13 protein-coding genes are annotated in these 13,736 nt (G+C 69.0%); 3 read left to right on the top strand and 10 right to left on the bottom strand.

Going from position 1 to position 13,736, the window contains the following annotated elements:
• Window positions 1-104: 104 nt before the first annotated feature.
• The 4 genes from mftG to mftA form a co-directional block, all read right to left on the bottom strand.
• Window positions 105-1,559 carry a mycofactocin dehydrogenase MftG gene (mftG, locus tag AC1HFH_RS04665; protein ID WP_480246195.1) on the bottom strand — a complete coding sequence of 485 codons (1,455 nt, stop codon included), beginning with the start codon at window positions 1,557-1,559 and terminating at the stop codon, window positions 105-107.
• Between the two features lie 157 nt (window positions 1,560-1,716).
• Window positions 1,717-3,117 carry a mycofactocin biosynthesis glycosyltransferase MftF gene (gene mftF, locus AC1HFH_RS04660; RefSeq protein WP_480246194.1) on the bottom strand — a complete coding sequence of 467 codons (1,401 nt, stop codon included), beginning with the start codon at window positions 3,115-3,117 and terminating at the stop codon, window positions 1,717-1,719.
• 172 nt (window positions 3,118-3,289) lie between these two features.
• On the bottom strand, window positions 3,290-4,774 hold the full coding sequence (mftC, locus tag AC1HFH_RS04655; RefSeq protein ID WP_480246193.1) for a mycofactocin radical SAM maturase: 1,485 nt from the start codon (window positions 4,772-4,774) through the stop codon (window positions 3,290-3,292).
• 13 nt (window positions 4,775-4,787) lie between these two features.
• Complete coding sequence (gene mftA / locus AC1HFH_RS04650) at window positions 4,788-4,913, bottom strand: mycofactocin precursor MftA (RefSeq protein ID WP_480246192.1); 126 nt, start codon at window positions 4,911-4,913, stop codon at window positions 4,788-4,790.
• Between the two features lie 217 nt (window positions 4,914-5,130).
• Here mftA and mftR2 point away from each other — a divergent pair, with 217 nt between their 5' ends.
• Window positions 5,131-5,763, top strand: a complete 633-nt coding sequence (gene mftR2, locus AC1HFH_RS04645) for a mycofactocin system transcriptional regulator MftR2 (protein ID WP_480246191.1) — start codon at window positions 5,131-5,133, stop codon at window positions 5,761-5,763.
• Between the two features lie 32 nt (window positions 5,764-5,795).
• Window positions 5,796-6,851, top strand: a complete 1,056-nt coding sequence (locus AC1HFH_RS04640) for a 2Fe-2S iron-sulfur cluster-binding protein (RefSeq protein WP_480246190.1) — start codon at window positions 5,796-5,798, stop codon at window positions 6,849-6,851.
• A 165-nt stretch (window positions 6,852-7,016) separates the two neighbouring features.
• Here AC1HFH_RS04640 and AC1HFH_RS04635 read toward each other — a convergent pair whose 3' ends face one another.
• The 4 genes from AC1HFH_RS04635 to AC1HFH_RS04620 form a co-directional block, all read right to left on the bottom strand.
• Window positions 7,017-7,790, bottom strand: coding sequence for a glutamate racemase (locus AC1HFH_RS04635; RefSeq protein WP_480246189.1), 774 nt, complete (start codon window positions 7,788-7,790; stop codon window positions 7,017-7,019).
• Between the two features lie 158 nt (window positions 7,791-7,948).
• The gene (locus tag AC1HFH_RS04630) at window positions 7,949-9,163 is read right to left on the bottom strand and encodes a lipase family protein (protein WP_480247707.1); all 1,215 of its coding nucleotides are present in this window, start codon (window positions 9,161-9,163) and stop codon (window positions 7,949-7,951) included.
• 197 nt (window positions 9,164-9,360) lie between these two features.
• Window positions 9,361-9,984, bottom strand: a complete 624-nt coding sequence (locus AC1HFH_RS04625) for a TetR/AcrR family transcriptional regulator (protein ID WP_480246188.1) — start codon at window positions 9,982-9,984, stop codon at window positions 9,361-9,363.
• A 5-nt stretch (window positions 9,985-9,989) separates the two neighbouring features.
• Window positions 9,990-10,349, bottom strand: a complete 360-nt coding sequence (locus AC1HFH_RS04620; protein ID WP_480246187.1) for an SPW repeat domain-containing protein — start codon at window positions 10,347-10,349, stop codon at window positions 9,990-9,992.
• Between the two features lie 196 nt (window positions 10,350-10,545).
• On the opposite strand from AC1HFH_RS04620, the gene AC1HFH_RS04615 reads away from it, so the two are divergent.
• Window positions 10,546-11,742 carry an NAD(P)/FAD-dependent oxidoreductase gene (locus AC1HFH_RS04615; RefSeq protein WP_480246186.1) on the top strand — a complete coding sequence of 399 codons (1,197 nt, stop codon included), beginning with the start codon at window positions 10,546-10,548 and terminating at the stop codon, window positions 11,740-11,742.
• 191 nt (window positions 11,743-11,933) lie between these two features.
• On the opposite strand, the gene AC1HFH_RS04610 is transcribed toward AC1HFH_RS04615, so the two are convergent.
• The gene (locus AC1HFH_RS04610) at window positions 11,934-12,140 is read right to left on the bottom strand and encodes a hypothetical protein (protein WP_480246185.1); all 207 of its coding nucleotides are present in this window, start codon (window positions 12,138-12,140) and stop codon (window positions 11,934-11,936) included.
• A 272-nt stretch (window positions 12,141-12,412) separates the two neighbouring features.
• Window positions 12,413-13,603 (bottom strand): elongation factor Tu, encoded by a 1,191-nt coding sequence (gene tuf, locus AC1HFH_RS04605; RefSeq protein ID WP_480246184.1) that lies wholly within the window; start codon window positions 13,601-13,603, stop codon window positions 12,413-12,415.
• Between the last annotated feature and the right edge of the window lie 133 nt (window positions 13,604-13,736).

Here is a 13,736-nt window from a genome sequence, read left to right as displayed (position 1 = left end):
TGGTTTGTCCTCCAGGTCACACCGTGGTAGTGGCCCGCCGAGATGTGATCCGTCCCGCTACCGGACCCGAAACGCCGCGCAACGGCAGCCGATGTGCTGGCGCCTCAGCGACCCGATATCGGCGCCAGATGGTCGGCCAGCATCGCCACGGTCGCCTGCGGACCGCGGCCGAGGGGCACCGGAACGATGGACAGATCCACCACCGTCAACCCGGATACCCCGTACACCCGCCCGGCCGGATCGACCACCGCATGCTCATCGGATGCCGGGCCCATCCGGCAGGTGCCGGAAAGATGCTGCGAGGTGCCCAGCCGGGCCCGCAGCCAGGCATCGTCGAAGGTGGTGCCGGGTTCGGCGCCGGGTACCTCCGCACCGGTGGAGCGAATCAGTTCGACCGCGGTGCGCACCCCGTCCCGCAGCCGGGCCCGGTCCGCAGCGGAGGTCACCGCCTGCTGCTCGATCCGGATATCGGCGGCCCCCGGCCCGCCGGTGCCCGCCGGTACCAGGGTGAGCGTCCCGGCGGACTCCGGCCGCATCAGGGCGACGCCCAGGCGCCGCGCCGGACCACCGAAATCGGTGGTGTACGGACGTAACTCCACATCGTCGGCCACCAGTACACACTCCAGGGGCACCGTGGGCGCTCGGCCGTAGCTGCCCGGCCAACTCAGCCCGACCTCCGGATGATCGGTACACCAGCGTCCCACCGGTACCGGACTGACCACCGGCACGCCGAGCGCACCCAATTGTTCCGGCGGTCCGACACCGGAACGCAGCAGCAGCGCAGCTGATTCGATCGCACCGGCACACAGCACCACCCGATCGGCCCATGCGGTACCGCGGCGCCCGTCGCGAACCCAGTCGACGCCCACCACCGCGCCGCGGCGCCAGCGCAGCCCGGTGACCTGCGTGTCGCCGGTGACCCGCAGGTTCGGCCGGTGCAGTGCCGGGAAAAGGTGGGTGATCGCGGGACCGGCCCGCCGGCCGGGCATCATCGCACAGGGCACCCGGCCGAATCCGGCCGCGGGCGCACTCTCCGGCAGCGCGTTGAGATCGGCGATCTCGGAAAAGCCCAGTGCGGCAGCACCGGCCGCGAACTCAACGCTGATCGGTGCCGGTTCCCGGACTCGGCACACCGGGATCGGCCCGGCGCGGCCGTGCCCCGGGTCCGTGCCGTAGTCCAAGTCCCGTTCCAGCCGCACGAAGGCCGGTAGCACCTTGTCGAAGGACCAGTCGTCGCTGCCCGCCGACGCGCTCCAGGTAGCGAAATCGGCAGCGGGCGGACGCACGAAATAGCTGCCGTTGATCGCGCCGGAACCGCCGGCGACCTTGCCGCGCACCAGCTCGGTGCCGTACCTCCGGACATGTTCGGCAGCCGGACCGATCGGCAGCACACTCGGGTCCAGCAGTTCGGCCGGTAGTTCCGCCGGACTCCGCCACATCCGTCCCGCCTCCAGGACGTGGACCGTATGCGCCGGGTCCTCGGTGAGCCGGGCAGCGAAAACACAACCGGCCGAACCGGCACCGACGATCAGGGTGTCGGCGTGTTGTTCTCCGCGCATTGCCGACACCGCCTCGTTTCTGCCGCACCGCTGTTCCGCTCCCCGCGCCGGTCGGTCGGGCCGTCTCCCCGGGGACACCGCCACCATCGGCACAATCGGCCCGCCGATCTGGCGAATGCCCGGCTGCTGGGCCCTGCGCGATCCGGTGGTGGGTCCGCTAACCCGGCGGCGGAGTGGGTTTGAGCGCGGTCAGGCTGCGTTCCCGCCAGACCCCCAGCCACAGGCCGGTGCCGTAGGCGAGGTCGTCGAGGCGTTTGATCACCACGTAGCGGGCCGGATCCAGACCACCGGGCTCCCGATGGGTGAACCAGTCGGCGAGTCCGTCGGCGACCGCCAGGGTCAACGCGGTCCGGCGGATCCGCCGGGAGGTCAGTGCCGCGAGCAGGGTCACCGGCCAGTAGTCCCGGCACATCGCCGAAACCAGTCGCCACAGACTGGCGAAGAATCCCCGGGACAGGTAGATCGCAGCGATCCGGGTCGGGTTGTCCAGGTCGGCGAAGACCCGCCGCAACCGCACCAGCGCCCGCCCGGCGGTGAGCAACCCGGCCAGCGCCCCCCATTTCGACATCGTGGCGAACAGCACGCTCGCCAGCACCGTCCACGCCGGGACGGCCAGCGGCGAAACCATACCGGCGTGCCGCTTGCTCAGCGGTGCCGCGCCGGTGCCGTAGAACATCTTCCGGCCGAACCAGGAGCCGAACACCACCCGGTGATCGTGCGCGACCCGGGCCGCCGGTTCGTAGCGCAGCCGCCAGCCCGCGCGTTCCAGCCGCCAGCACAGGTCGACGTCCTCGGCGACGGTCATCGACTCGTCGAACCCGTCGGCGCCCAGCAGCGCCGCTCGCCGCACCAGCAGTGCCGCGCTCGGTACGTAGGACACCGCACCGCGGGAGTGCACCGCGGCCTCCTTGCGGCCCAGATCCAGCGACGAACGGGAGTGCTCGTACCGGGCCAGCACCCCCGACTCCGGATCCAGCGCCACGATCCGGGGCGCGACGAGGGCGACCTGCGGATCGCTGAAATGGCCCAGCATCACCTCGAGCCAGCCGGTGCGCGGGACCACATCGGAATCCAGGAAGGCGACGAAGTCCGTTGTCGCCGCCCGCAACCCGGTATTCCGCGCCGCGGCCGGTCCACGCTGCCGTTCGTGCCGCAGCACCGTCACCCGGCCGCGGCAGCCGGTGCCGGCCGGCGCCGATACCGGCTCGTCGGATCCGTCGTCGACGACGATCACATTCGCGCCGCGCAGTGCGGCGAGCAACCGGGTCAGTCCCGCGACGTTGTTGTGCAGTGGCACGACGACGGTGACATCCTCCGGTTCGGGCAGCAGCCGCGGACGCGGGTTCGCGACGCCCGAGTCCAGCAGGCGGCGAGCAACGACGGCCGACTTCGGGCCGGTCACCTCCAGGTACCCGTCGCCGATCATCTCGGCGGCCTCCGGGGCAAGCCGCAGCAACCTGGCGGGTGTCCCGCCGACGAGGATGCGTCCCCCGGAGTATGCGCGTACCCGTGGATCGATCCGAACCCCGAAGCCGTCGGGCAGACGATCATGGCGCATTTCAGGAATGCTAGGCGCTGCCGCGCGGACAGACATCATCGGTGCAGAAAAAAGGATTCGCCTTCCGTCGAAATGCCACGGCCGGGCGCCGCCGGACCGGCCGGGAGCCACCCGGCCGGCCATCGGCACACCTCCGGCAATCCCCGTCCCGGACCGGAGGATGGACCGCCGGTCAAACACCCGTATTGCATGCGCGAGCCGGCGGGCGGGCGGGCGACAACGTGAGCGGGACCGGTCCGCTGCGCCGGGACGGACGGGAGTGGTCGACCGCCGGACGCGGGATCACCCGTCCCGGCGCCGCCAATGCCGCCTCGCCGTAACCCTGGACGCATTCGGGGTCGGGTCCGTCGGCCGGGAGCCCGGTGAAGAACTTCGCCGCCATACAACCGCCCCGGCAGCTGTCGTAGTGCGCACAGCCGGAACAGGCACCGCCACCGGACGGTTCGCGCAGCTGCGCGAACAACGGAGCGTTCTCCCACACCCCGGCGAATCCGCCGTCGGTCCGGATGTTCCCGGCCCGGAACGTGTCGTGGATGGCGAACGGGCAGGCGTAGACGTCGCCGACCGGGTCGACCAGGCACACCACCCGGCCCGCGCCACACATGTTCAGTCCGGGCAGCGCACTGCCGAAGGCGGACAGGTGGAAGAACGAATCACCGGTGAGCACTCCTTCACCGTTGCGCACCAGCCAGTCGTAGAGCTCGCGCTGCTGTTCCGGGAGCGGGTGCAGATCGTCCCACACGTCGGCGCCGCGGCCGGACGGTCGCAGCCGGGTCAGCCGCAGGGTGGCGCCGTATCGTTCGGCCAGTTCCCGGAACTGATCCAGCTGGCCGATGTTGTGCCGGGTGGCCACCACGGAGAGTTTGGCGTCCCGGAAACCCGCGGCCGACAGGTTCTCCAGCGCCCGGATCGCAGTGTCGTACGACCCGGGACCCCGCACCGCATCGTTGACCGCGGCATCTGCGCCGTCCAGCGAGATCTGCACATCGACGTAGTCGGACGCGGCCAGTCGGGCGGCGGCCCGCTCGTCGATCCGGACACCATTGGTGGAGAACTTCACGCCGACGTGGTGGGCGGTGGCGTAGTCGACCAGCTCCCAGAAGTCCGGCCGCACCGTGGGTTCGCCGCCGCCGATGTTCACGTAGAACACCTTCATCCGCTCGAACTCGTCGATGAGCGCCTTGCATTCCGCGGTGCTCAGCTCCCGGGGATCACGCCGGCCCGAGGAGGACAGGCAGTGCACGCAGGAGAGATTGCAGGCGTAGGTCAGCTCCCAGGTCAGGCAGATCGGGGCGGCCAGCCCGGACTCGAAATGCTCGACCAGCGTGGTGCCCGGCGCCACCGGCGGACCGGCCGGAGCCGGAGCGGCCGGAACCGGAGCCACTGCCGGTGCCGGACCGGTGGCGGGCACGATCATGTCGGTATCGGCCAGCTGGGTGAGCGCCTTGCGGAAGGCCGGTGCCGATTCCAGGCCGTGTGCGCTCAGCGCCGACCGCGTATCGGGATGCTCGGGCAGGGCCCGTACCAGGTCCACGAGCCGCCGGTTCTTGAGGAACGACAGGCGGCGGGTGCCGAAGTGGTACAGCAGTGCCCCGAACGGCTCACCGCGCAGTTCGACTCTCGGGTGCAGGGCCCAGCGGGTATTCAGATCCAGCATCTGCCGGCCCCGATCAGTAGACGCCGCACATGCCGTCGATGCTGACCTCTTCGATCAACGTCTCGTCGACCAGGTCGGCGCCGTCGGCCGATGCGGCGGTGTTCGCCTCGACGGGTACGGGAATTTCCGATTCGGACATGACTACCTCCACGAAGGGTCGCAGGCGGCGGGTGTTGCCGCGGTCACACCATAACGTCAGTGACCGACAAAAAGAAGGGATTTCCGCAAACACCGCGACGACGCTTCCCGGGCCACGGCTCGCGGCGGCGCTCTAGACTGCCGGGAGCAGAGGTGGATCGGGAACGACACGGGCCACGGGGTCCGGCGGCGGTAGAGGTGGCATGGGAGTCGGGCGGATGCACGCGAACGGGGGCGGCGGCAGCACGCTGTCGGAGGCGGAGATCGTGGCGGCGGCACTGCGCGTGGTGCGCGCCGACGGCGTCGAGAAGCTGTCGATGCGCCGGCTCTCCCGGGAACTCGGCGTCTCCCCGATGGCGCCGTACTACTACGTCGCCGACAAACGGGAACTCCTCGACCTGGTCGCGGGCGCCGCATTGGCAGATGTGCGCACCCCGCCACCGGAATCCGGGCCGTGGCAACAGCGGCTGCGTGACCTCGTCGACCAGATAGACGATAAACTGCGTACCCACCCCGGACTCGGCGACATTCTGCTCGAACAGATGCTGGGCAAGCAGCTCGACCTCATCGATGCGGTGATGGCCATTCTGTTCGATGCCGGATTCGACGATCGCAATGTGCTCGCCGCATATGCGACCATCCACACCTACCTGTTCGGCCGCAGCCGGGTGAATCCGCGTGACCGCTCCGCGCCCGCGGATGTCACCCTGCCGGACGCGGTGGCCCGGGCCACCCGGTACATGGCGGACCTGCGCGGCAGGTACTCCTACGACTTCGGCATGGACGTGTTGATGGCCGGCCTGGAGGTGCAGCTTGCCCGGCAGCAGGAACCGGGCATACCATCAAACTGAAACACGTTCTAGTTTTGCCCCGAGAGGACGACATGACCACGATCGAGGTTCCGCACGGCTCGCGCTCGGTAGTACTGCGGGTATCCGCGGTCATCGACGAGACGCCCGACACGCGCTCGGTGGTCTTCGACGTGCCCGCCGAGCACCGGGACCGGTTCGACTACCGGCCCGGCCAGTTCCTCACCCTGCGGATCCCCAGCGACCGGACCGGTTCGGTAGCCCGGTGCTACTCGCTGGCCAGCTCGCCGTACACCGACGACCTGCCGAAGGTCACCGTGAAGCGCACCGAGGGCGGCTACGGCTCGAACTGGCTGTGCGACAACATCTCCGCCGGCGACGAGGTGGAGGTGCTACCGCCGTCCGGCGTCTTCACCCCCAAGAACCTGGACGAGAACCTGCTGCTCTTCGGCGCCGGCAGCGGGATCACCCCGATCATTTCGATCATGAAGTCGGCGCTGACCCGCGGCAGCGGCAAGATCGTCCTCGTCTACGCGAACCGGGACCCCGAGTCGGTCATCTTCGCCCGGGAGCTGCGCGAGCTGGCCGGCAAGTACCCGCAGCGCTGCACCGTCATCCACTGGCTGGAACCGCTGCAGGGCCTGCCCACCGCCGAGGGCCTGGCCACCCTGGCCGCCCCGTACACCGGCTACGAGGCCTTCATGTGCGGGCCGAAGGCGTTCATGGACCGGGTGCACGAGGCCCTGGCCACCCTGGACGTCCCCCGCACCCGCACCCACGCCGAGGTGTTCAACTCGCTGGCCGGTGACCCGTTCGCCGACCATGCGCCGGCCGAGGTCAGCGCCGCCGAGGCGGCCGACGCCGCCACCGTCTCGGTCGAACTCGACGGCGAAGTGCACGAACTGAGCTGGCCGCGTAAACAGACCCTGGTCGACATCATGCTCGACAAGGGCCTCGACGTGCCCTACTCCTGCCAGGAAGGCGAATGCGGCTCCTGCGCCTGCACAGTGCTGGAAGGCAAAGTCGAAATGGACAACGCCGAAATCCTCGACCCCGAGGACATCGAGAACGGCTACATCCTCGGCTGCCAGGCCCACCCGGTCACCGACCACGTGCGCATCGAGTTCTGACAGGTACGCCATCGACGCCGTGGTCGCAGCCACCGCACTCCGCGCCACCCGACCGGTCGCGATCCTGACCTCTGACGTGGACGATCTGGTCAGACTTTGCGGTAAGGCGGCACAGGTCCTCGAGGTGTGACGACAGGTCCCCGGCTGCCCGAATCGGGGCCCGGGTCAGGCAGACGACCCGCCGGTCCGGGCGAGCAGCCGCCCAGGTTCGTATGCCAGCGCACTTGCCGGCAGGTCCGCAGGCCGGCCACCGGCCAGCACCCGCACCCGGCCGGTTCCGGTGGCGGGCCGGTCCAGGGCGTCCATCCGGCGCAGGGTCTGGGCGGCGACTGCCTGGGCGCTGTCGAAGAGCCGGACGCCGTCGGGCAACGCGGCCACGATGTCGTCGATCACCAGCGGATAGTGGGTGCAGCCGAGCACCACACCCTCGACGTCGGCCGGGGTGTGTGCGGCGGCGGCCGCGATGGCCGCCCGGACGGCGACCAGATCGCCGCGGTCGATGGCATCGGCCAGGCCGTGGCAGGCCACGCCGGTCACCTCGGCGTCGCCGCCGAACTTCGCGATCAGATCGGCCTGGTACCGGCTGGCAGTGGTAGCCGCGGTCGCCCAGACAGCGACCTTTGCGCAGACGGCGGCGGCCGGTTTGATGGCCGGTACCGTGCCGATCACCGGCACCTCGGCGCCGACTTCGGCCCGCACCTGATCCAGTGCGGTGACGCTGGCGGTATTGCACGGCAGCACGATCACCTCCGCCCCGTGCGCCAGCGAACTGCGTGCGGCGCCGAGCACCCGCTCGACCACCCACTGCTCCGGTTTCGGTCCCCACGGCGCGCCCTCGGGATCCGACTGCAGCAACAAATCCACATCCGGCCGCAGTCTGCGCAACCATGCTGCCGTCGGCAGCAGGCCGAGCCCGGAATCGATGAGCGCGACGATCACCGCTCCACCGTATAAGGCGGCCGTCACCCGGTGTCTCCCGGCTGGCCCCGGCAATGAGCGCACGACGCCAACAGCGCATCGATGTGTGCGGTCGTGCATCGTCGGCAATGCACGACCGCACATCTCGATGCACTGTCTTGGCGTCTGCCGGGGTGCGCTCAGCAGTTGGCGGGCGCCGGTTCCCCGCGGAAGCGCGCATCGATCCAGTGCAGGGCTGCCGGTAGGCCCAGGACGGCGGCGCTGAGGTGCTCCGGGGAGAAGGTGTGGTACTCGAACAGGGATACGCCCGCGGCGCAGTAGCGGCGGTTGACGTTCTCGATCGCCGCGATCGGGATCAGCGGGTCGGTGGGCGAATGCCATTCGAAGATCGGCATCGTGGGCACCCCGTCGAAGAGCTCCAGACTGTTCTCCTCCACCACGGCCCGGGCCTCCGGGTCGTCCACGAGTGAGGTGTTGCTGGCGAAATCGCGGATGCTGCGCCCCGCGCCGGTCGCGAGGATCTCGTTGGTGCAGCCGTCGGACACCGCCGACCGGGCTGCCAGGCCCGCCCGGTTCATCGAGGCGCTGATCGGGAAGCGGTCCGGGTATTCGCGTTCCAGGCCGATCCCGGCCGCCAGCACCAGGCCGAAGGCGGGATGGGAGTTGTAGTTCAGTGCCTCCAGCATGGTCACCAGGTTCATCGGCACCCCACCGGTTGCGGCGCCGGCAAGGTCCAGCTCCGGTGCGTAGTCGGGGGCGAGCGCGGCGGCCCAGGCCGTGGCCATCCCGCCGCCGGAGTAGCCGGCGAGCACCGTCGGGCTGTCGGCGAGCGCGAGCTGCGGCACCTGCTTGGCCGCGCGGATCCCGTCCAGGGTGATCTGCCCGCCGAGCCGGGCGGCACCATAGGCGAAGGTCGGGCCGAGATGGTCGGGAAGTGCGACGCTCCAACCGCGGGCCAGTGCCGCATTCAGCGCCACTGCCTCACGGACCTGCACATTCGGATCGGTGGAGTACAGCACCCGGGAGATCGAGCAGCGAGTACCGAGGGCGTTGATGATGTGCTGATACGACAGCAGCGGCCCGTTCGGAGTGCGCCCGGCGGGGGTGAGCACCGTTGTGGTGGCCGCGATCGGCCCGCCCTGCGAGTTCGTCGAACGGAATTTGATCAGGGTCAGCCGCGCGCCCGGGAAGGTGGGCAGCGGCGGCAGTGCCCGGGTGTCCAGCACGGCACCCGGTTCGACTTCGGCCAGGCCGGGTGGCTGCGCGAAGAACGGGTCCGGATCGGGGTGCGGATACAGTGGCGCGGCCCAGCCCGGTCCGGCACCGGTGAGTACCGCGGCCAGCACGATGCCGACCGTCGTTCGGCCGGCGAATCGTCGAATCGATGTGCCCAGCTGCAAGTACCAATTGTCCGATATCGAAGTACGTTTACGCGGGTGCGACGCGCGCACGTGAATCACCATTCTCCCCTCCGGTTGCTGCCATCAGAATGGCGGCACCCGGCGGGGCGGGCCATGGCCGGCGGGCGGGTCGGTGTCGGTTCACAAATCGTGCGGTGCCGAAAACACCGGCCGGACAACGACTCGGCGACTCAACCGAGTTCGGTCATCCCGGCCGCGACCACCTTCGCAATATTGAGTATTTCCTCTCCGGTCGGCAGCGGAACCCCGTCCAGCGCATGCAGTCGATCCGTACCCGCCACGGCGAACATCGCCGATACCCAGGCGGTCGCGCAGGCCCGCAGTGTTCCCGGTTGCACCGGTCCGGGCGCGCTGGCCTGCAGCACCCGGGCGGTCACTTCGAGCAGATGATCACGCAGTGCGCGCAACTGCCGCCGGACGTCGGGGTGGGTATCGGCCTCCCGCCACATGATCACTCGCAGCACCGAGGAATGGTGCTCCCGCAGGTTCAGTGCGGTATCCAGATCGACGAGGCTGGCGGCCGGGTCGCCCGGATGCACCATCGGTGCGATGTCCTCGATCGCGTAGGCGGGCACCCGCTCGCTCATCAACGTGGACAGGATCGATTCCTTGGTCGGGAAATAGTAGAAGACCAGCCCCTTCGGGACCGCGGCGGCCTGGGCGATCGCGGCCGTCGAGGTCGCGTCGAAGCCCTGCGCCGCGAACAGGCGTTCCGCGGCGTCCAGGATGAGTTGCCGGGCGTCGCCGTCCACTTCGGCGCGGCGCCGACGCCCGGCGCGACGGATTGCGGGCACCGGATTCAGTGATGTGGTGCCGCCATGTGGTGCAGACGCTCCGACATTGCCGGCAGGGCCGCCACCGCGACCACGGCCGTGACCACCCCGACGATCCATGCGGTCCAGGATGCCCCGCTGTGCGCGGTGAAGTCCATCGCCCACGGCGAGATGAACAGCAGGACGCCGAACAGGCCCATCGCATAGTCGGCGGACGCCATGCTGGGCCGCATCATCTGCGCGAGGCCGGTGAGGGCGATGAGTACACCGAGCACGATCAGCGACCAGCGGGCGCCGGTGTTGGTGTCCACCCACAGTGGCGACAGCGCGGTGAACGCGCCGAGCACGACCGCGAGGAAATCCTGCGCGCGGCTTTCGGTGAACATGTGGATCCTCCTTCGACCCGAAATTGCTACTGACCTCGGTATAGACCTGATTGACCACCCGATCAATACCTGGCGGGACACAGTTCGATCGCGGTGCCCGACCCATCGGGTGATCACCGGCACAAATCCGTGATCACCGGAAAAACATCGGACCCCGCTGGTAGAAAAACGACAACGACTGTGAAGGAGAACCCGAATGCCTGCTCCCATCGTGATCGTCGGCGCCGGACTGGCCGGTCTGCGGACCGCCGAGGAATTGCGCCGCGCCGGCTACGACGGGGGCCTGATCTTGATCGGCGCCGAAAACCGGCCGCCCTACGACCGGCCGCCGCTGTCCAAGCAGTTCGTCCGCGGCGAAACCGACGACACCACCCTGCGGCCCGCGGAGTTCTTCGCCGACAAGGACATCCAGCTCCGCCTCGGCGTCGCCGCGACCGGGGTGGACACCGCGGCACACACCCTCGCCCTGTCCGACGGCAGCACGGTGGACTATGCGCAGCTGATCATCGCCACCGGACTACGCCCACGCCGCCCCGGCGCATGGGTCGGGCTCGACGGCGTTCATGTTCTCCGGGCCCATGACGACGCCGCCGCCCTACGCACGGAGCTCGGTGCGGCCCAGCGGGCGCTGGTGATCGGCGCCGGTTTCATCGGTTGCGAGCTGGCGGCCAGTTTCCGGGCCGCCGGGGTACCGGTGACCATGGTGGAACCGCAACCGACGCCGCTGGCCGGGGTGCTGGGTGAGCAGGTCGGTGGCCTCGTCGCCCGGCTGCACCGGGACGAACAGGTGGATCTGCGGTGCGGGACCGGGGTGGCCGAACTACTCGCCGATGATGCCGGACGGGTCCGGGGCGCCGTGCTCTCCGACGGCACCGAGGTGCTCGCCGATCTGGTCGTGGTCGGTGTCGGTTCCGAACCGGTCACCGAGTGGCTGGCCGAATCCGGTATCGCACTGGCCGATCCGGCCGCGGGCGGTGGCGTGCTCGCCGACGAGTCCGGCCGTACGGGTACGCCCGATGTGTGGACGGTCGGCGATGTCGCGGCTTGGCAGCACGAGACCGGCGACCGCAAACGCGTCGAACACTGGACCAGCGCCGGTGAACAGGCCAAGCTCGTCGCCACCGCGCTGCTCGGCGGCGCCGCGCCGACCGCGGCCCGGGTCCCGTACTTCTGGAGCGACCAATACGACGTGAAGATCCAGGCCCTGGGCACCCCCGCCGCCGGTGACGACGTCACCATTGTCTCCGACGACGGCCGCAAGTTCCTGGCCTACTACTCCCGGGACGGCATCCTCACCGGCGTCGTCGGCGCCGGTATGACGGCCAAGGTGATGAAGACCCGCGCCAAACTCGCCACCCCGACCCAGGTCGCCGACCTGCTGGAGAGTGTCTGACGCCGGGGTATCCGACAGCGCTCCGTAGCATCGGACTCGATGAGCCGGTCTGTATCCACCGGAGCCCGCCCGTCGGCCGTTCCGGCAGCACCCCGCACTCAGCCGCCGCCGTGCGCGCACCACGCATCACAATCCTGCTGGCGGCGGTTCGACCTGTTTTCCGAGTTCACGAAGGTGGGCGGTACTCGCCATCAGCTTCCGGCGGCGAGCGGCGCCGCAGCGACCGCCGTCGCCCGGATCGGACGGGAGAGCAACGAGTACAACGCCAGGTTCGCCCCCTCCTGGTCGAACCACCGGTTGCCGCAGGACGGGCATTCCCAGTGCGGGTCGGTTGCCGCGACGACGCAACCGCCCAATCGCACCAGCCCGGCCGCGGCGAGCACGCGCGCCTTCACCACCGGTAATCCGTACAGGATCGGGATCCCTGCCCGACCGCACTCCACACACACCCCGTTGCTTGTCATCTCCGAACCGTGTCCTCCCTGCCGGCGACCACTGTTGGTTGTTGATCGCCAAGACACCATTGTTCGCTACACATTTGCCGAAGGAAATATCGCAGCACGGTGAGGTAACTGAGGTCACACCGGATGATTCGGGCAAACCACCCCGGAAACGCCGAACGGCGCCGCTCCCGAAGGAGCGACGCCGTCCGTGATCGGTGATCAGCAGATCACTTGATGATCTTGGTGACGCGACCGGCACCGACGGTGCGGCCACCCTCACGGATCGCGAACCGCAGGCCCTCGTCCATGGCGACCGGCTGGATCAGCACGACGGACATCTCGGTGTTGTCACCGGGCATGACCATCTCGGTGCCCTCGGGCAGGGTCACAACGCCCGTCACGTCAGTGGTACGGAAGTAGAACTGCGGACGGTAGTTGTTGAAGAACGGGGTGTGGCGGCCGCCCTCGTCCTTCGACAGGATGTACGCCTGGCCCTCGAACTCGGTGTGCGGGGTGGTGGTGCCCGGCTTGATGACGACCTGGCCGCGCTCCACGTCCTCGCGCTTGATACCACGGACCAGCAGACCGACGTTGTCGCCCGCCTGGCCCTGGTCGAGCAGCTTGCGGAACATCTCGATGCCGGTGATGGTGGTCTTGGTCTTCTCCGGCCGGATGCCGACGATCTCGACCTCTTCGTTGACGTTGATCACGCCACGCTCGACACGACCGGTGACAACGGTGCCACGGCCGGTGATGGTGAACACGTCCTCGATCGGCATCAGGAACGGCTGATCGGTGGCGCGCACCGGGTCCGGGATGGAGTCGTCGACGGCCTGCATCAGCTCGACGATCGACTCGGCCCACTTCTCGTCGCCCTCGAGGGCCTTCAGGCCGGAGACGCGCACGACCGGCGCTTCCTCGTCGAACTCCTGCGAGGCCAGCAGCTCACGGACCTCCATCTCGACGAGCTCGAGGATCTCCTCGTCGTCGACCATGTCGGCCTTGTTCAGCGCGACCAGGATGTAGGGCACGCCGACCTGACGGGCGAGCAGCACGTGCTCACGGGTCTGCGGCATCGGGCCGTCGGTGGCGGCGACCACGAGGATGGCGCCGTCCATCTGCGCCGCACCGGTGATCATGTTCTTGATGTAGTCGGCGTGACCCGGGGCGTCGACGTGCGCGTAGTGGCGCTTGTCGGTCTGGTACTCGACGTGGGAGATGTTGATCGTGATACCACGAGCCTTCTCCTCCGGAGCCTTGTCGATCATGTCGAAAGCAAAGCTTTCGTTGAGCTCCGGGAACTTGTCGTGCAGAACCTTGGTGATCGCAGCCGTCAGCGTGGTCTTGCCGTGGTCGACGTGACCGATGGTGCCGATGTTGACGTGCGGCTTCGTCCGCTCGAACTTCGCCTTCGCCACTTTGATGTCCTCCTGGACTTGTTGGTGCGTGCAGATGCAGCAGTGCGGGATATGTCAAATGCTTCTTCCCGCGGGTTGCGGGAAGTCGCGGGTCGTACTGACGCCCGGCTGCCCCGGGGCAAGTGTGCCACCT

The organism is Nocardia sp. KT25-26, from assembly GCF_056627695.1.
The sequence above is the reverse complement of the archived record's forward strand: the minus strand, read 5'-3'. Positions and strand labels throughout refer to the sequence as shown.

What these genes read in the sequence shown, in the direction of transcription:
- AC1HFH_RS04640 (WP_480246190.1), top strand. Translation starts at nt 5,796, where the DNA reads ATGACCACGATCGAGGTTCCGCACGGCTCGCGCTCGGTAGTACTGCGG.
- AC1HFH_RS04615 (WP_480246186.1), top strand. Translation starts at nt 10,546, where the DNA reads ATGCCTGCTCCCATCGTGATCGTCGGCGCCGGACTGGCCGGTCTGCGG.
- mftA (WP_480246192.1), bottom strand. Translation starts at nt 4,913, where the DNA reads ATGTCCGAATCGGAAATTCCCGTACCCGTCGAGGCGAACACCGCCGCA.
- mftC (WP_480246193.1), bottom strand. Translation starts at nt 4,774, where the DNA reads ATGCTGGATCTGAATACCCGCTGGGCCCTGCACCCGAGAGTCGAACTG.
- mftR2 (WP_480246191.1), top strand. Translation starts at nt 5,131, where the DNA reads ATGCACGCGAACGGGGGCGGCGGCAGCACGCTGTCGGAGGCGGAGATC.
- mftG (WP_480246195.1), bottom strand. Translation starts at nt 1,559, where the DNA reads ATGCGCGGAGAACAACACGCCGACACCCTGATCGTCGGTGCCGGTTCG.
- AC1HFH_RS04620 (WP_480246187.1), bottom strand. Translation starts at nt 10,349, where the DNA reads ATGTTCACCGAAAGCCGCGCGCAGGATTTCCTCGCGGTCGTGCTCGGC.
- mftF (WP_480246194.1), bottom strand. Translation starts at nt 3,117, where the DNA reads ATGCGCCATGATCGTCTGCCCGACGGCTTCGGGGTTCGGATCGATCCA.